Below are 16,480 nucleotides of genomic sequence, written 5' to 3'. Positions count from 1 at the left end.
TGCGCGACGCACCGGAGTGTGCGCATGGTTCACACGGGGCGCATGGAAGGTCGAAAGCCGGTGCCGGGGAACCCAGTTGCCGGCGCATCTGACTTTCTTTCAAAGGTATGGATGTTGCCCAAGTGCCTTGTTGGGTTCAGTGGGTTGTGCAAGGGTGAAACGCCCGCGCGAGGGTAATGCCCGGGGCTCATTCACCTGTTGATGAACCGAATCCGAGGAATCCACTCCGTGTCCACCCCTCCCCCTCCTCGTCCTCCTTACCCTCCGCCGGACAGCGGGGCTCCCGGGGAATCCGACGAGACCCTGGCCGCCCGGCTGCGGGGCCGCCCGGAGGGTGAGGCCGCACATTCCGTCGCGCTGCTGATGGCGCGGCACTGGCAGCCGGTCCAGGATTACGCGGAAGTCTGCCTCGCCGCCACGGGCAGTGCCCCCGCCATGGCCACCGCGGCCGCCTTCCATCAGGTGTTCGACCGGCTGACGTTCGGCGAACACGGCGTGGCACTGCGCCCCCGGCTGCTGCTGACCGTGCGCGACACGATCCGGGAGTGGGCGTCCGAGGAGCGAATATCCGGTGTTCTGCCGGACCTGGAGAATGCCTCCGGGGGTCGCGCGATGCGTTTTGCCAAGTCCATGACACCAGAAAATCGCAAGCTGGCCGAGCGGTCTTTCCAGACGCTTCAGCCGTTCGCCCAGTGTCTGCTGTGGCACACCGAGGTCGAGGCCGAGACGATATCGGTGCCGGCGGCACTGCTCGGCATGGATACCGACACCGCGTCGGCCGCTCTCCAGCAGGCGCACGAAAAATTCCGCGAGGGCTGTGTACGCGCCCACCGGGAACTCGCGCCGACCAAGGATTGCCGCTTCTACAACCGACTCCTCGACGTTCCCATTCGACGCGGCGGCACACTGCTGCCCGATGTCCAGCAGCATCTGGCCCAGTGCCCCTACTGCCGATTCGCCGCCGAACAACTGAGTTATTTCGAAGGCGGGCTGGGAGTCCTCCTCGCGGAGGCGGTGCTCGGCTGGGGAGCCCGCCCCTACCTCGCCTCGCGCCCCGGCCGCGCCAGGCCCGACACCCGGACGCGGACCCCCGGCCGGCACGGCGGACACGGCGGCGGCACGGGACGGCACCGTCTGTTCTCCCGGCTCCCCGCGCCCGGCCGCCGCATCGTGGAAGCGGCCAGGTCGGCCGGCTCCGGTCGATCGCCCCGCTCGTTCTTCGTCGGTGCCGGGCTGATCGGCGCCGGAGTCGTCGCGAGCGTCGTCGCCGTCAGCCTGTGGCCGGCCAACGGCGGCACCGCCGACCCGGTCGCCTCCACCAGCGGGAACGGACACGTGTCAGCCTCGGCCCCCGGTACGGCTCGGCTCCCCGCCGTACCCGGGCAGACAAGGCTGCGCAACGCCGCCGCCGACCTGTGCCTGGACATCGGGGGCACCGTGAAGGCCGGCGCCGACACCGTTCTCGCGACATGCTCCTCGGCCGAGACCCAGGAGTGGTCGTACGGGACCGACGGCCTGTTGCGCAGTGCGGCGAACTCCGGGTTGTGCCTGGACTCGCACGCGGACGCCGGCGTCGTCGTCCTCGGCACCTGCGCGGACGCGAAGGCCAAGCGCGGCAACGATGTCCGCTACGACCACACCGTGCGGGGCGAGTTGCTGCCCCGCTGGGGCTCCGGGCTCGCGCTCACCTCGACCACCAAGGAGCCGGACGCCGACATCGTGCTCAAGGTCCGCGACGGCTCCGCCTCGCAGCGCTGGCTGACCGACTCGGTGTCGGCCAGCCCCGGTTCGCTGTCGATCGCCGGCACGGGAGCCCCGTCCCCACGCCCCGCGCACAGCGCGGACCGGCTCAGCTGACGGCATCCCCCGGCCGCTCACCCGTCAGGAAACCGGCCGTGTTCTGCACGGCGGCCGGCGCGACAGGCGCAGATGAAGGACGTTGACGCCGTCGTGGGCTGCGGTCGGGGCGGGAGAGACCTCGACGGCCGGGTCACCGGGATACACGGGCCCCGGTGACGACGGACACCGACAGGTCGATCCAGGTCGGCATCAGCTGCCCGCGGTGGCCGGTGCGGGTGCCGGGGCCGGCGCTCCGGGGCCGGTGATCGGCGGTACCGGGATCTCTACGGTGCGGGCCAGCCGCGCCCCCTCGGGCCCGTACACCGCGCGGGGTTCGGGGAACAGCCGGAGCAGCGAGAGGAACAGCACGGCGGCCACGGCCAGGGACAGCGGCAGACTGATGTCGACGCCGTTGGCCAGGTCGCCGAACGGGCCGACGAACTGTCCCGGGATATTGGTGAACAGGACGCCCACCACGGCGGCCACCCACCAGGCGGTCATGCCGCGCCAGTTCCAGCCGTGCGCGAACCAGTAACGCCCGCCGCGCTGACGGCGGTTGAAGACCTGCAGGGCGTCCGGGTCGTACCAGCCGCGCCGGGTGTAGAAGCCCAGCATCATCACGACCATCCACGGTGTGGTGCAGGTGATGATCATCGTGGCGAAGGTGGAGATCGACTGCACGAGGTCGAGGCCGAAGCGCCCGATGAAGATGAACGCGATGGACAGCACGCCGACCAGCAGCGTCGCCTGGACCCGCGACAGCCGGGGGAACACCGACGAGAAGTCGAGCCCGGTGCCGTAGAGCGAGGTCGTGCCCGTCGACATGCCGCCGATCAGGGCCAGCAGGCAGACCGGGAGGAAGAACCAGCTCGGCGAGATGGCGAGGAGGCCGCCCACGAAGTCGGGGGCGGCCGGGTCGACGTACTTGGGGGCCTTGGCGGCGATGATGCTCGCGGTCGCCAGGCCGAAGACGAACGGCAGGAGCGTCGCGATCTGGGACAGGAACGCGGCCCCAACCACCTTGCGGCGCGGGGTGTTCGCCGGGATGTACCGCGACCAGTCGCCGAGGAACGCCCCGAACGACACCGGGTTGGAGAGCACGATCAGTGCCGCGCCGATGAACGACGGCCAGAACAGCGACTGCGTGGCCGCGTCCGCCGAGGACGTGAAGACGCCGGCGTACGACGGGTCGAAGTCCCCGGCGAACGCGATCGCGCCGAGCAGGAACAGGACTGTCGCGGACGTCACGGCGATCTTGTTGACGAACAGCATGAACCGGAAGCCGTAGACGCAGACCGCGAGAACCAGTCCGGCGAACAGCGCGTACGCGACGACGTACGACAGCGTGCTCTGCTCCAGGCCGAACAGCCGGTGCGCGCCGCCGACCAGGGCGTCGCCCGAGCTCCACACCGAGATCGAGAAGAAGGCGACGGCGGTGAGGAGGGACAGGAACGAGCCGACGACCCGGCCGTGCACGCCCAGGTGCGCGGAGGAGGCGACCGCGTTGTTCGTGCCGTTGACCGGGCCGAACACCGCCATCGGGCACAGGATCAGTGCGCCTACGACGACTCCGAGGAGTGTGGCTGCGAGGCCCTGCCAGAAGGAGAGGCCGAACAGGATGGGGAAGGCGCCGAGGACGCAGGTGGAGAAGGTGTTGGCGCCGCCGAACGCGACCCGGAACAGGTCGAGCGGGGTGGCGGTGCGGTCCGCGTCGGGGATGCGCTCCACGCCATAGGTCTCTACCTCGGTCAGGGACTGGCCGGGCGCGGCGGGGGAGGGGGCGGGCTGCGAGGACAAGGGGGCTCCAGCGGGAGACGGCGGTGGAGCGCGGGGTGGCGCGGTGGCGGTGCGGACGGCAGTTCACGCGCGCGGGGTGGGCGGGGTGAACGGATGCCGTCCTCGGGGTGTCCGCCGACGCTACGGTCGGCCGCGATGCCCGCGCCAGAGGACGGTTCATCCATCTTCGCTGCCGTGAGTGGAGGAATCGTCCCCCCTCATGTCACTCGCTGTCGGTCGGGGAGTCCTCCGGTTCGGCGTCGGGGCCCTGGGCGCGGACCCGCTGGACGTGTTCGAGGGAGTCGCGCAGTTCGGTGAGCCAGTCGTCGGTGTGGCGCTGGACGAGACGCACGCACCAGGCGAGGGCGTCGCTGCGGCTGCGGGCCACGCCGGCGGCGATGAGGGTGTCGAGGACCTGGCGCTCGGGCTGGCGCAGCCGGGTCATGACGGGTGCGGAGATGTGGGTGAACAGGGAGCGTTCCCCGGCGCACTCCACACCCCACGAGACCTTCCTGCGGAACCGGTGCTCGGCCTCGCGGGCGACCGCGATCCGGGTCTCCCGGGTGCGCTCGCGGAACTCCTGGACGCGACCCTGGACGGCCGCCTCCTTCTCGGCGTCCGAGACGTCCTCGGCGAGCCGGGGCGCGGGGATGCGGCCGATGACCGTGACCTCCTCGCGGTCGACCGTGACCTCGACCAGCTCCTCGAACAGGTCGTCGGGCAGACGGCCGGTGAACCAGCCGCGAAGCTTCTCCTGCTGCTCTGTCGTAATCATGTAATGACGATTACTCGCGAGCAGCGCGAACGCAAGGGGCTGCGGTGGAGTGCGCCGAGAGCTGAAGCGGAATGTTTCGGGACTGTTTCAGGACGATTGGCGAGGGCGGGTAAACCGGCCAACCGGCCCGATTCGGCGATCGGGAAGCCCGTGGTTCCGGGGTCCGCGCGTTCGAATTCCGTGACTTCACGCCACTGATTCAACACGCAAGGTTACTGAAACCTGTGGGTCGGATGTGTGTTCCGGCGACGGACTCGGCAGAGTGGCGCCCGCCGGTTCGGCACCGACCGAGCGGGACCGGCATCTCTTCGAACCGACCGTTTCGTGATCGGTTCGTATCGAGCGGAAGGAAGCACACAATGCGGAACACCGCGCGCTGGGCAGCGACTCTGGGCCTGACGGCCACCGCCGTCTGCGGGCCCCTCACCGGGACCGCCCTCGCGGCCCACGGCACTGGCCCGTCCGCGCTCTACGCCCCGTCGGCCCTGGTGCTGACCATGGGCCACGGGGACGACGCCGCCCTCGCGACACCGGAACGCGCGGTGACCCTCACCTGCGCGCCCACCTCCTCCGGCACCCACCCGTCCGCTGCCCAGGCGTGCGCCGAACTGCGCGGAATCGGGGGCGACTTCGACGCCCTGGCGGCCCGGAGCGATGTGCTCTGCAACAAGCTCTACCGTCCCGTCGTCGTCACTGTCGAGGGTGTCTGGCAGGGCAAGCGCGTCTCCTACGAGCGCGTCTTCTCCAACGAGTGCGTGAAGGACTCCTACGGGTACGGAGGTGTCTTCACGTTCTGAGAGACCGGGGTCGCACGGTCTCCGTGAGCATCAGGAAGGGTCCGTAGCTGGGGAGTGCGCGCCCCTGTCACGGAGCACTGCGATCCCGCAGCAGGGGTCGGCCGGGCGGTGTGGGGTCGCCCGAGCCGGCCCCTTCCTTCATTGCGGCTTCTCCTCCTGGGAGGGCATCGCGCGCAGCGGTGGAAAGCGGCCCAGCAGACCCGAGGCGCGCAACAGCCGGTCGATGCGCGGCCCGTCGGAGACGATCCGCAGCCGTCCGCCGCGTTCCCTCGCCCGTCCCTCGGCACGGCACAGGACGCGCAGCCCCGAACAGTCCAGGAACTCGACGGGCCGCAGATCCACCAGTACGTCGGGCTCCACGACCGCCGTCGCGGCGTCCAGGTGCTCGACTACCAGGTCCGCGGTCGCCATGTCGATCTCCCCCGAGACCTCGACCACCGTGAAGGGGCCGTACGGCCGCGTACGGGCACAGGAGTTGGCCGCGGGACTGTCGCGTTCGTCCGCTTCCGCTGTCATGGCCGCTCCACCTCGGCACGGGGCGCATTCGGTCTCGGTAGTTACCCCGGAGAAGCCCTGAACATCCATGACACGCCGCCCGCAAGATCTGGTTCACTCGACATGGTGAACTTCGGTCAGAAAGGTTGACTTTCTGTCAGTAGGACAGTGGAGAGGGGTCGCCGTCTCCCTGCGGACGGCGACCCCTCAGTCTGTGCGGCTCAGCTTTCGGCGGAGCGGATCACATGTGGACGACCGGTGCGGCGTCCGCGTCCTGCTGCGGAACCCCGCGACGGTAGAGCCCGAGCGCGATCAGCGTGCCCGCGGCGAAGAAGCCCGCCGACCACCAGAACGCGGTCGTGTAGCTCTCGATCGTCGCCTGTGCCTGGACCAGCTTGCTGGTCGCGTCCTTCCCGGCCAGGTAGTCGGTCGCGGCGCTCGCGGCCAGCGTGTTCAGCAGCGCCGTACCGATCGAACCGCCCACCTGCTGCATGGCGTTGACCGTCGCCGAGGCGACGCCCGCGTCCTCGGCGGCCACCCCGCCCGTGGCGAGCTGCATCGCCGGCGGCATCACCATGCCGAGGCCCGCGCCGATCACGATCAGCTGCGGCAGCACATGGCTCGCGTAGGACGAACCGACCCCGATGCCCGTCAGCCAGGCCATGCCGACCATGGCGATGGCGAAGCCCAGCGGAATGACGACCTTCGGGCCGAGGTGCGGCACGAGGACCGTGGTGCCCACCTGCGCCATCACCATCAGCGCGCCGATCATCGGGAGGAACGCGACACCGGTCTTGGTGGGGCTGAAGCCCAGGTTGAGCTGGAGGTAGTAGGTGAGGAAGAGGAACACACCGAACATGCCCGCACCGGTGATCAGTACGGCGAGGAACGAGGCACCCCGGTTGCGGTCGAGCAGGATGCGCAGCGGCAGCAGCGGGTGCTCGGCGCGGTTCTGCCACCAGACGAAGGCCGCCAGCAGTACGACGCCCACGATCAGGAAGCCCCAGGTCTGCGGTGAACTCCAGTCGTGCGTCTCGGCGTTGGAGAACCCGTAGACGAGGGAGAACAGACCGCCGGCGACCAGCACCGTGCCCGGCACGTCCAGCTTGGAGCCCGCGGCGTCGCGGTGGTTGGAGAGCAGGACCCAGCCGCCGGCGAAGGCGACGAAGGCGATGGCGACGTTGACATAGAGCGTCCAGCGCCAGTCGAAGGCGTCGGTCAGCACACCGCCGAGCAGCAGGCCGACCGCACCGCCGGCGCCCGCGATGGCGCCGTACACGCTGAAGGCCCGGGCGCGCTCGCGGGCGTCCGTGAACGTCGTGTTGAGCAGGGAGAGCGCGGCCGGCGCGAGCAGCGCGCCCGCGACGCCCTGGAGGGCGCGTGCGGTGACCAGCATGCCGAAGCTGTTGGCGGCACCGCCGAGGGCGGAGGCGCCGGCGAATCCGACGACACCGACGAGGAAGGCGGTCTTGCGGCCGAAGAGGTCGGCGATCCGGCCGCCGAGCAGCAGCAGGGAGGCGAACGCCAGGGCGTACGCGGTGACGATCCACTGCCGGTTGCCGTCGGAGAAGCCGAGGTCCTTCTGGGCCGACGGCAGGGCGATGTTCACGATGGTGGCGTCGAGGACGACCATCAGCTGGGCCACGGCGACGATCGCGAGGATCCACCAACGCTTCGAGGAGGACGCGGGCTGCGCCTCCACGGCACCCGACCGGGTGCCTTCGCTCAGAGTCTTCTGGGACATCGGGAACCACTCCAGGGAAGTCGTTCGGGGTTTACCAAAACGTAAACGAAACGGTTTCGTACACATCGACACTAGAGTACTTTCAGCGAAACGGCAACGTTTCGCTGGAGGCGGGGATCCAGGCACGCGCAAGGGCGTTTTCGAGGCCGACGGGGCCGGGCTGTACTACGAGGTGCGCGGTGCCGGCCCGGCGCTGTTGATGATCAGCGGGGCCGGGGGGGAGACGCCGGCTACGACGGCGTTGCGGAGATCCTTTCCGACGCCTTCATGGTGATCTCCTACGACCGGCGCGGGAACTCGCGCAGCACCGGCCGCTCCGGGACACCGATGGACCTCGCCGTGCAGGCCGCCGACGCCCGCGCGCTCGTCGACGGCCCGGCCGGCGGGCGGGCGCTGGTGTTCGGCAACAGGGGGAGCGATCATCGGCCTCGTGCTGGCCGCACTTCACCCGGAGGTGATGATGGGCCTGATCGCCCGTGATCCGCCCGCCGTGAACGTCCTTCCCGACGGCGACCCCGGGCGCGGCTTCTTCGCCGAACTCGCCGCGCTGTACGCGCAGGGCGGAGCCCCGGCTGCGGGGCGCCGGTTCGCCGAGACCACCCGGGGCGAAGGCACGTACCGCTGGCCCGGTGAGCTCTGGAAGCGGTTCCTGGGGAACCAGGACCACCTCTTCGGCGCGGAGTGGTCGGGCTTCGCGGGCTTCCGGCCCGACGAGAACGCGCTCAAGTCGGCCCGTTTCCCAGCGCGTTGGGCGCGGGAGTGGAGGACCGGGGCGCGTACTGCGCCCGCCCGTCGATCGAGATCGCCCGCCGGATCGGGGCGCCGTGGGCCGAATTCCCCGGCATTCACATGGAGTTCCTGCGCCACCCGGACCGATTCGCGGCGGCGGTACGGGTGTTGGCGACGCAGCCGCACAGCCGCGACGCCGACGTCCCCGCGCTCTGGAAGGGGCGGCTCAGTGAGGGCCGAGCAGCTCCGCGACCAACACCCGCCGCAGCCATGCCCGGTAGGCCTCCCGTGTCCAGCCCCGGTGTCTGCGCAGGAGTTGATGCATGTGCGGTGACGCGAGCGCATAGAGCGTGTCGGCGGCGGTGCGCGCGTCGAGGCCCGCGCGCAGCGCCCCGCGCTCCTCAAGTGCCGTGGCCAGCGCCAGATGCACGCCGTACGTCGCCTCGGCACCGGCGTCCGCGGAGGCCCGCATGTCCGGGTCCGCGCCCGCCGCCTCGACGGTCACCATGATCAGGTCACCGGCGCGTTCCAGCAGTTCGGTGATCTGGTCGACGCTGCGGCCGATCGCGCGTCCGGGGTCGGGGTCGTCCCGGATCTCCAGGGTCTCGGGGCGGTCCGGGACGGCGACCGGCTCCTCGTCACCGGCGATCGCGACACCCAGGGTGTGCCCGAACAGGGCGGCCTTGGTGGGGAACGTGTCGTACAGCGTGCGCTCGCCGACCCCGGCCAGCGCCGCCACCTCCTTCATGCGTGTGCCCGTGAACCCCCTCTCCGTGAACAGCCGGGCGGCCGCCTCCCGGATGCGGGCGCGGGTCGCCGCCGCCGACTCGGCGCGCCTGGCCGAGCGGTAGGGCCGCTTCCGGTCGCTCTTCTGGTTGACGGGTTCGGGCATGGGGAGGAGTCTAGAAGGAAATCGGCGCAGTGATACTGCGGTGAAATTCAGCGGAGTGAAACCGGAGCGATGAGGAGCGTGAGCGCCATGCCGGAGCTCGCCGGAATCCACCATGTGAAGCTGCCCGTCACCGATCTCGACCGCTCGCGCGACTGGTACGGCCGCGTCCTCGGCTTCAAGGTCACGCACGAGTTCCCGGACGCGGAGGACGGCGTCGTGCGCGGACTGGCGGGGGAGGTGCCGGGACTCGGCGACTCGATGCTCTGCCTGCGGGTCAACTCCCGGGCCGCGCAAGGCTGTCAGGGCTTCGACCCGGTCAGCTTCGCGGTTCCGGACCGCGCCGACATCGAGGCCTGGGCCGCCCACCTCGATACCCTCGGCGTCCCGCACTCGCCGGTGATCGAGGCCTCGATCGGCTGGCTGCTGGTCTTCAACGACCCGGACGGCCTCGACCTGCACCTTTACAGCTGGGCGGCGCACGGGGTGGATCACGAGGGCGTCCCCGGGTACGGCCGCCCGGTGTCCTGACCGGGGCGCTCGGGTTCCTGCGCGGGGCGCGCGGTTCCTGAGCGGGCGTCGCCATACATGCCTTGACCGGTATATAACCGCGGAGGCATATTGGATCTATGTCCGACGCCTCGCTCTGGGCCGCCCTCGCCGATCCCCACCGGCGGGCCATCGTCGCCCTGCTCCTGGAGCGGCCCCGGCCCGTCGTCGAGTTGGGGGAGGCCTGCGGTCTGAGCCAGCCCAGCACGTCGAAGCACCTGCGGGTGCTGCGGGACGCGGGCCTGGTCCGGGTACGGCAGGACGCGCAGCGCCGCGTCTACGCCCTCGACGCCGCCCCGATCGCCGCACTCGACGCATGGCTTGCCCCCTACCGCGAGCTGTGGAACCGCAGCCTCGACAATCCCCCACGCTCGGCTTCGCTCGCGCGGGGGCACCCCCACGGCCGACGCCTCGACAAGACGTCGGACGACGATGCCCGGAAACCCGTCCCGAAGGACTGATCCACCATGTCCGTCGATCTCACCGGCACCTTTCTCACCCTCGACGACGGCCGCCCCGCCGTCCGTTTCAGCCGCACCTACGACCAACCCCTCGACCGCGTCTGGCAGTTCGTGACCGACCCCGACGAACTCGCCCAGTGGTTCCCCTCACGCGCCGAGTTCGGCTTGCGTCCCGGCGGCACGGTCGCCTTCAGCGGCGACCCGAACATGCCGGAGTCGACCGGCAAGGTCATCGCCGTCGAACCGCCCCGGCACCTCTCCTTCGAATGGGGCGGCGACGAGCTGCACTTCGACCTGGAGGAGGTCGAGGAGAAGCGCACCCGTTTCACCCTCAACAACGTCCTGAGCGCGGAGGACACCGCGTCCCGCAACGGCGCCGGCTGGGAGGTCTGCCTCGGCGCCCTGGACGCGAAGGCCCGCGCCGAGCGTGTCGAGGGGCCGCATGCCGGTGGCGGCGCGCCCTGGAAGGCGTTCTACGACGGCTACTTGGCGGCCGGAATCCCCTCCGGCGCGCCCGTGCCCGGCCTGGACTGATCCGTGCCGGGCTCGGACAGTCCTGTCCCCGGCCCGGACCGACCCGTCACGCCATCTGCCGCCGGACCAGCTCGTGCAGGCGGCCGCCCGTGTCCGCCAACAGTTGTGCGGGCGGGCCCTGTTGGGCGACCTTGCCGTCCTCCATGACGACCACGCGGTCGGCGTCCAGGACGGTCGACAGGCGGTGCGCGATGACGATCCGGGTGGCGTTGAGTGCCTTGGTGCTCTCGATCACCGTGCGCTGGGTCTCGTTGTCGAGGGCACTGGTCGCCTCGTCGAAGAAGAGGATGCGCGGCCGGCGGATCAACGCCTGCGCGATCATGAGGCGTTGACGCTGACCGCCCGAGACCGCGCCGCTGCCCGCGACGATGGTGTGCAGGCCCATCGGCATCCGCTTGATGTCCTCGGCGAGCCCCGCCATCTCGGCCGCCGCCATCGCCTCCTCCGGCGTGAACGGCTCGGTGCCGCAGATGACGTCCAGGACGGAACCGGTGAACGGCTGCGCGTGCTGGAGCACCACCCCGCACTGCCGCCGCACCGCCGACTGGTCGAGGGCGCCCAGGTCCTGGCCGTCGTAGAGGACGCTGCCGGAGACCGGTTTGTCGAAGCCGATGAGGAGGCGCAGCAGAGTGGACTTGCCGCAGCCGCTGGGGCCGACGATCGCCACGAACTCGCCCGCGCGGACCTCGAAGGACACGTCGTCGAGGACGAGGGGGCCGTCGTCGGCGTACCGGAAGGACAGGCGGCGGGCCTCGATCGCGCCGGACAGCTGTCCGGGGCGGGTGCTGGCGGTGCGGACCTCCGGGGCCGCGTCCAGGACCGGCCTGATCTCCTCGAACAGCGGCAGTGCGGAGACCACCGAGACGAAGGCGCCGGTCAGGCTGGTGACGGAGGTCAGGACCATCGTCACCGAGGTGTTGAAGGTGAGGAAGTCGGCGGCCGACATCGAGCCGCGTGCCGGGCCCGCGAGCAGCATGAACATCAGCAGGGTGCAGACGGGCAGGTACACCGCGCCCATCACCGTGGTGAGGTTCTTGATCCGGCCGACCCTCTGCTGGAGTTCACGGCTGCGCGCGAACTCCGAGGCCCAGGCCGCGTAGGCGTAGTTCTCCGCCGCCGCCACCCGCAACTTCGGCAGTCCGCGCAGCGTTTGGAACGCCTGGTTGTTCAGCTTGTTGCCGAGCACGACCAGCCTGCGCTGCCAGCGCACCTGCCACAGACCGAGGCCCAGGAACACTGCGGCGATCACGACGAGCATGCCGATCGCGGCGAGTGCCATCGAGGGGCTGTACCAGAACAGCAGCCCCAGGTTCATCGCGCCGACCGTCACCGACTGGGCGACGACGGGGCCAACTCCCGCCAGCAGGCGGCGGATCGAGCTGATGCCCATCGCCGCGCTCGCCAGCTCGCCCGTCGAGCGTTCGGTGAAGAACTTCGTCGGCAGCCTCAACAGGCGGTCCCAGACCGCCGGTTGGAGCGTGGCTTCGATCCGGCCCTCCAGACGGAGCATGGTGAGGTTCTCCAGCAGCAGGAAGGCCGCCGCCACCACGCTCGTCACCATCACGGCCAGACAGACCTGCACGATCAGGCCGGTCTGCGCCTTCGGCACGAACTCGCCCAGCACCTTGCCCGTCGCGATCGGCACCAGCGCCCCGATCGCGACCGTCACCAGTCCGCTGATCAGCAGGTTGGAGAGATCGCTTCCGGTGCCCTGCATGCTGAAGCGCAACAGCCTCAGCGGACTGAGCCGACGCTCGGGCAGCGGGCGGTAGAACATCACCGCGCGCGGCTCGAACTCCTCCGCGTTCGCCTTCTCGATCGGCGTCTCGCGGCCCGTCGCCGGGTGTACGGCGACATAGCCGCCGCGCCGCCACAGCAGTGCGACCGGAGCCCCGGACAGCCCCCGATGGCCCACCAGCGGACCGAGGTTGTCCCGCCACCAGCGTCCGTCGAGTCGTACGGCCCGCACCCGGACCCGGGAGGCGAGAGCGATCCGCTCGACCGGGTCCAGACGCTCGCTCTCGCTGCCGCTCTGCGCGGGTTCGGCGAGGGTGATGCCGGCCGCCTCGGCGACCAACTTGCAGGCCGCGTACGACGCGTCGGCATCCGCGGCCGTCGTGCGCCGCGCCGATGACTTGCCGATCGACGCGAGCAGCGTCCGGTCGGCCTGGGCGCGCACCGCCTCACCGGCCTTGATGCCGGCGGCGGTTCGCGTCTCGTGGGTGCGCTCCAGCTGCTCGATCCACTTGTCCAGCGTGGACAACAGCCGGTACTGCTGGTCGACCATGCCCTGCCAGACACCCGGGTCCATCAGCAGATCGGCCGCCGCCTCCGCGCCGTACAACGACCCGTACTGCACGCTGCCCGGGGGCACTTGCATCCAGAAGACGTCGTCGTCGGTGAGCGCGGCGGCCCGTTCGGTTGCCATCGGCGCCTGGAAGAGGATGGAGAGGCCGCGGCCGACACCGAGGGCGAGGGCGTATTCGAGGGGGCTCGAAGTCGGGGGCACGTACTGGGGGTTGCCGTACTCGTCGTACGACCAGGTCTGGGTGTTCGCGGGCTGGTACAGCTCACGCAGGTTGATCCGGTGCACCACGCAGTCCCGCAACGGGCGTGCCACCAGCGTGTGTTGGGGGCCGGCGACCGGGCCCAGCAGCAGTGCGCCCGCCTCCAGCCGGCCGAGGTGGTGCCAGTGCCCCTGCTGTTCGGCGTCCACCGCGAAGAGGTCGATGGCACCCGACGCGACCAGCCAGAGCACCTGCGGGCCTTCGAGGTCGAGGCGGTTGAAGCCGGCGCAGTCGATCGGTGTGCCCAGGGATCCCAGCGCGCCGAGGACCAGGTCGCCTTCGTGGACGGACGTCATCTCACCGCTCCTTGACCAGCGTGGCGTACGCGCCACCGGCCGCCACCAGGGCGTCGTGCCGGCCGCGTTCCACGATCGTGCCGTGTTCGAGGACGACGATCTCGTCGCTGTCGCGCACCGTGCTGAGCCGGTGGGCGATCACCACACAGGCGCAGCCGCGCTTGCGCAGGTTGTCCATCACGACCAGCTCGGTCTCCGCGTCCAGCGCGCTCGTCACCTCGTCGAGCACCAGGATGCTGGGCCGGCGCACCAACGCCCGTGCGATCTCCAGGCGTTGGCGCTGACCGCCGGAGAAGTTGCGCCCGTCCTGCTCGACCCGGCTGTGGATACCGCCGGGACGCCGCATCACCACGTCGTAAAGGGCCGCGTCCCGCAGCGCGTCCGTCACGGCCTCGTCCGGGATCGACGGATCCCACAGCGCCACGTTGTCGCGGACCGAGCCCTCGAAGAGGAACACGTCCTGGTCGACGAAGGAAACGGAGGCGGCGAGCGCGCCGCGCGGAATGTCCTCCAGCCGGTGGTCGTCGATGCGGATCACGCCCTCCCAGGGCGTGTAGAGCCCCGAAATCAGCCTGGACACCGTTGACTTGCCGCTGCCGGAGCCGCCGACCAGCGCCACCTGCTGGCCCGGCCCGACGGTGAGCGAGAAGCCGGTGAGGAGGGGCTTGTCGAGGGGGCTGTAGCCGAAGGTGATGTTCTCCAGCTCGACGTGTCCCTGGAGCCGGCGGGTCGAATCGGCGCCGCCCGCACGGGAGTAGAGGGGGTCCGCCTGGAAGTTCTCGACGTCCTTGAGGCGGGCCACGTCGGCCGCGAAGTCCTGGATGCGGCCCGCGACGCCGTTGAGCCGGGTGATCGGCGCGGTGAAGCGGGTGACCAGGGCCTGGAAGGCGACCAACAGGCCGACGGAGATGTGCCCTTCGACGGCCCGCATACCGCCGATCCACAGGATCAGCGCGCTGTTGAGAGAGGCCAGCGTCGGAGCGACGACGCCCAGCCAGGCGCTCGGCACCCCGAGCCGCTGCTGCTCCTCCAGGGTGGTGGCGTGCTGCCCGGCCCACTTGCGGAAGTAGCCGTCCTCGCCGCCGGTCGCCTTCATCGTCTCGATCAACTGGAGCCCGGTGTAAGCCGTGTTGGTGAGCCGGGCGGAGTCGGCGCGCAGTTTCGCGGTCCGGGTCGCGCGCAGCCGGACGACGACGCGCATCGCCACCACGTTCAGCAGCGCAACACCTATACCTACGTACGTGAGTTGGGGGTCGTACGTATAGAGGAGCACCGCGTAGAGCACCACGACCACGGCGTCCACGCCGGCCGCCGAGAGATCGCGGGCCAGCGTCTCGGCGACGGAGTCGTTGGACTGGAGGCGCTGGACCAGGTCGGCCGGGCTGCGCTGGGAGAAGAACGTCACCGGCAGCCGCAGCAGATGGCGCAGGAAACGGGCGCTGGAGAGGGTGGAGGAGATGATGCGGCCGTGCAGCAGGTTCGCCTGTTGCAGCCAGGTCAGCACCAGCGTGAGCAGCACACAGGTCCCCATGGACGCGAACAGCACGCCCAGCAGGGAGGTTTGACCACCTATCAGAAACATGTCGATGTAGGTGCGGCTGAGCGCGGGCATCGCCGCGCCGACCAGGACCAGCAGCAGGCTGGAGAGGACGGCGGCGGGCATCGTGCCCGCGGTGCCGCGCAGCCGGGCGGGCATCGCACCCAGTACGCCCGGCTTGCGGCCGCCCTTCTCGAAGCCGTCGCCCGGCTCCATGACCAGCACGACTCCGGTGAAACTGGAGTCGAAGTCCTCCATGGGCACGAACCGGCGGCCCTTGCCGGGGTCGTTGATGTACACCCCGCGCCGGCCGAAGCGGCGGCCCATGCCGTCGTAGACGACGTAGTGGTTGAACTCCCAGAACAGGATGGCGGGGGACCGCACTTCGGCGAGCGCGGCGGTGTCCATCTGCATGCCCTTGGCCGTGAGGCCGTAACTGCGTGCCGCTTTGAGGAGGTTGCTGGCGCGCGAGCCGTCGCGGGAGACACCGCAGGCGATGCGCAGTTCCTCCAGCGGGATGTGACGGCCGTAGAAGCCGAGGACCATCGCGAGGGAGGCGGCGCCGCATTCCACCGCCTCCATCTGGAGCACGGTGGGTGAACGGACCGTCTTCGCACGGCCCTTGGGCACCGGGCGCTTCGGCGGCGCGGAGCGGCGTCTGCTTCGGGTGTCCTGTGCGGGGCTCACGGCAGCAGCCAATCGAGGGGACGCTGATCGGCCAGCCGGATGGAGGCCGAGGCCATGGTCATGGAGGTGAGCGCGAACGGCGGCCCGTCGGCGGACGACCACTTGTAACCGCTCTTCGTGCGCGCCGACCTGTCGAGTTTCACCAGCACGGCCACCGGCCTGCCCTTCTTGGTGAACTGCTCGCCCAGCTGGCTGTCCCCGAGGAACGCGGCGATCTGCTGCGCCGACTGGGCGGACCGGTCCACGGCCTTCACATGGCCGCGCAGTACGCCGTAGGTCTGTGTCGGCACGGACGAGACGGTCAGGTCGACGGCAGCGTTCGCGGGGATGGAGGCCGCGTTCTCGGCGGGGACGTACACCGTCGCGTAGAGCGGGTCGGTGGCGCGCGCGACCTTCTCCACGGCGGCGACGTTCGCGCCCGTCTGGATGATCTGGCCGATGGTGGCGGCGAGCGCGGTGATCCGGCCCGCGGCGACCGTGCGCACGACGGAGTCGCCCTCGGCCGTACGGACCTGGAGGACAGGGGAGTTGGCCGGCAGCCGTTCGCCCTCCTGGGCGACGACGGCGGTGACCTGGCCGGCGACCGGGCTCTGCAGGATGTAACTGCCCTCCCCGTGCGTGAGGATGGCGGACGCCCCGACCGTGGAGGCCACGGAACCGGTCACCGCCCACACGGAGGCGGCGGCCACGACGACCACCGTCACACAGAGCACGAGCCAGCCCTGGGGACGCGCGAAGCGCACCGGAAGATCGAGCTCTTCGGGCGACTGGAGCTTGGCGAGGGCCTGTTGGCGGAACTGCACGG

General features: G+C 70.4%; 14 protein-coding genes. 5 read left to right on the top strand and 9 right to left on the bottom strand.

Features of this window, described 5'->3' with window-relative positions; genetic code table 11:
- Positions 1–228: 228 nt before the first annotated feature.
- Entirely contained in the window at positions 229–1,857 is a 1,629-nt protein-coding gene (locus AB0I51_RS26340) for an RICIN domain-containing protein (RefSeq protein WP_362979113.1), read from the top strand.
- 192 nt (positions 1,858–2,049) lie between these two features.
- Here the strand turns inward: AB0I51_RS26340 and AB0I51_RS26335 are convergent, their stop codons facing one another.
- Positions 2,050–3,636, bottom strand: a complete 1,587-nt coding sequence (locus AB0I51_RS26335; protein WP_362979111.1) for a cytosine permease — start codon at positions 3,634–3,636, stop codon at positions 2,050–2,052.
- Positions 3,637–3,838: 202 nt separating this feature from the next.
- On the bottom strand, positions 3,839–4,390 hold the full coding sequence (locus AB0I51_RS26330) for a hypothetical protein (protein ID WP_362979109.1): 552 nt from the start codon (positions 4,388–4,390) through the stop codon (positions 3,839–3,841).
- A 359-nt stretch (positions 4,391–4,749) separates the two neighbouring features.
- Between AB0I51_RS26330 and AB0I51_RS26325 the strand changes: the two genes are divergently transcribed.
- On the top strand, positions 4,750–5,187 hold the full coding sequence (locus AB0I51_RS26325; RefSeq protein WP_362979107.1) for a protease inhibitor: 438 nt from the start codon (positions 4,750–4,752) through the stop codon (positions 5,185–5,187).
- 138 nt (positions 5,188–5,325) lie between these two features.
- Here the strand turns inward: AB0I51_RS26325 and AB0I51_RS26320 are convergent, their stop codons facing one another.
- The 4 genes from AB0I51_RS26320 to AB0I51_RS26305 all read right to left on the bottom strand — a co-directional run bounded on the left by AB0I51_RS26320 (position 5,326) and on the right by AB0I51_RS26305 (position 9,047).
- Positions 5,326–5,703: an STAS domain-containing protein gene (locus AB0I51_RS26320; protein ID WP_362979105.1), complete on the bottom strand. Its 378-nt coding sequence runs from the start codon at positions 5,701–5,703 to the stop codon at positions 5,326–5,328.
- 220 nt (positions 5,704–5,923) lie between these two features.
- Positions 5,924–7,426: an MFS transporter gene (locus AB0I51_RS26315; protein ID WP_362979103.1), complete on the bottom strand. Its 1,503-nt coding sequence runs from the start codon at positions 7,424–7,426 to the stop codon at positions 5,924–5,926.
- 165 nt (positions 7,427–7,591) lie between these two features.
- Positions 7,592–7,849: a hypothetical protein gene (locus tag AB0I51_RS26310; protein WP_362979101.1), complete on the bottom strand. Its 258-nt coding sequence runs from the start codon at positions 7,847–7,849 to the stop codon at positions 7,592–7,594.
- Between the two features lie 532 nt (positions 7,850–8,381).
- Entirely contained in the window at positions 8,382–9,047 is a 666-nt protein-coding gene (locus tag AB0I51_RS26305) for a helix-turn-helix domain-containing protein (RefSeq protein ID WP_362979099.1), read from the bottom strand.
- 87 nt (positions 9,048–9,134) lie between these two features.
- On the opposite strand from AB0I51_RS26305, the gene AB0I51_RS26300 reads away from it, so the two are divergent.
- The 3 genes from AB0I51_RS26300 (at position 9,135) to AB0I51_RS26290 (ending at position 10,588) form a co-directional block, all read left to right on the top strand.
- Positions 9,135–9,575, top strand: coding sequence for a VOC family protein (locus AB0I51_RS26300; protein ID WP_362979097.1), 441 nt, complete (start codon positions 9,135–9,137; stop codon positions 9,573–9,575).
- A 98-nt stretch (positions 9,576–9,673) separates the two neighbouring features.
- Positions 9,674–10,054 (top strand): metalloregulator ArsR/SmtB family transcription factor, encoded by a 381-nt coding sequence (locus AB0I51_RS26295; RefSeq protein ID WP_362979095.1) that lies wholly within the window; start codon positions 9,674–9,676, stop codon positions 10,052–10,054.
- Between the two features lie 6 nt (positions 10,055–10,060).
- The gene (locus AB0I51_RS26290) at positions 10,061–10,588 is read left to right on the top strand and encodes an SRPBCC family protein (protein WP_362979093.1); all 528 of its coding nucleotides are present in this window, start codon (positions 10,061–10,063) and stop codon (positions 10,586–10,588) included.
- A gap of 46 nt (positions 10,589–10,634) precedes the next feature.
- On the opposite strand, the gene AB0I51_RS26285 is transcribed toward AB0I51_RS26290, so the two are convergent.
- The 3 genes from AB0I51_RS26285 to AB0I51_RS26275 are packed head-to-tail and all read right to left on the bottom strand — an operon-like array spanning position 10,635 to position 16,478.
- On the bottom strand, positions 10,635–13,451 hold the full coding sequence (locus AB0I51_RS26285) for an NHLP bacteriocin export ABC transporter permease/ATPase subunit (protein WP_362979091.1): 2,817 nt from the start codon (positions 13,449–13,451) through the stop codon (positions 10,635–10,637).
- Position 13,452: 1 nt separating this feature from the next.
- Complete coding sequence (locus AB0I51_RS26280; RefSeq protein WP_362979089.1) at positions 13,453–15,675, bottom strand: NHLP family bacteriocin export ABC transporter peptidase/permease/ATPase subunit; 2,223 nt, start codon at positions 15,673–15,675, stop codon at positions 13,453–13,455.
- A complete protein-coding gene (locus tag AB0I51_RS26275) occupies positions 15,672–16,478 on the bottom strand; it encodes an HlyD family efflux transporter periplasmic adaptor subunit (RefSeq protein WP_362979087.1) in 807 nt (268 codons plus the stop codon). Before AB0I51_RS26275 ends, AB0I51_RS26280 begins: the two co-directional genes overlap by 4 nt.
- Positions 16,479–16,480 lie beyond the last annotated feature (2 nt).

This window comes from Streptomyces sp. NPDC050549 (assembly GCF_040655035.1).
Taxonomy (GTDB): Bacteria; Actinomycetota; Actinomycetes; order Streptomycetales; family Streptomycetaceae; genus Streptomyces.
Note: the sequence above shows the minus strand (reverse complement) of the source record. Positions and strands in the feature narration are given on the sequence as shown.

Coding starts and splice junctions, on each gene's coding strand:
- AB0I51_RS26330 (WP_362979109.1), bottom strand. CDS start 4,390: ATGATTACGACAGAGCAGCAGGAGAAGCTTCGCGGCTGGTTCACCGGC.
- AB0I51_RS26325 (WP_362979107.1), top strand. CDS start 4,750: ATGCGGAACACCGCGCGCTGGGCAGCGACTCTGGGCCTGACGGCCACC.
- AB0I51_RS26320 (WP_362979105.1), bottom strand. CDS start 5,703: ATGACAGCGGAAGCGGACGAACGCGACAGTCCCGCGGCCAACTCCTGT.
- AB0I51_RS26315 (WP_362979103.1), bottom strand. CDS start 7,426: ATGTCCCAGAAGACTCTGAGCGAAGGCACCCGGTCGGGTGCCGTGGAG.
- AB0I51_RS26310 (WP_362979101.1), bottom strand. CDS start 7,849: ATGATCGCTCCCCCTGTTGCCGAACACCAGCGCCCGCCCGCCGGCCGG.
- AB0I51_RS26305 (WP_362979099.1), bottom strand. CDS start 9,047: ATGCCCGAACCCGTCAACCAGAAGAGCGACCGGAAGCGGCCCTACCGC.
- AB0I51_RS26300 (WP_362979097.1), top strand. CDS start 9,135: ATGCCGGAGCTCGCCGGAATCCACCATGTGAAGCTGCCCGTCACCGAT.
- AB0I51_RS26295 (WP_362979095.1), top strand. CDS start 9,674: ATGTCCGACGCCTCGCTCTGGGCCGCCCTCGCCGATCCCCACCGGCGG.
- AB0I51_RS26290 (WP_362979093.1), top strand. CDS start 10,061: ATGTCCGTCGATCTCACCGGCACCTTTCTCACCCTCGACGACGGCCGC.
- AB0I51_RS26285 (WP_362979091.1), bottom strand. CDS start 13,451: ATGACGTCCGTCCACGAAGGCGACCTGGTCCTCGGCGCGCTGGGATCC.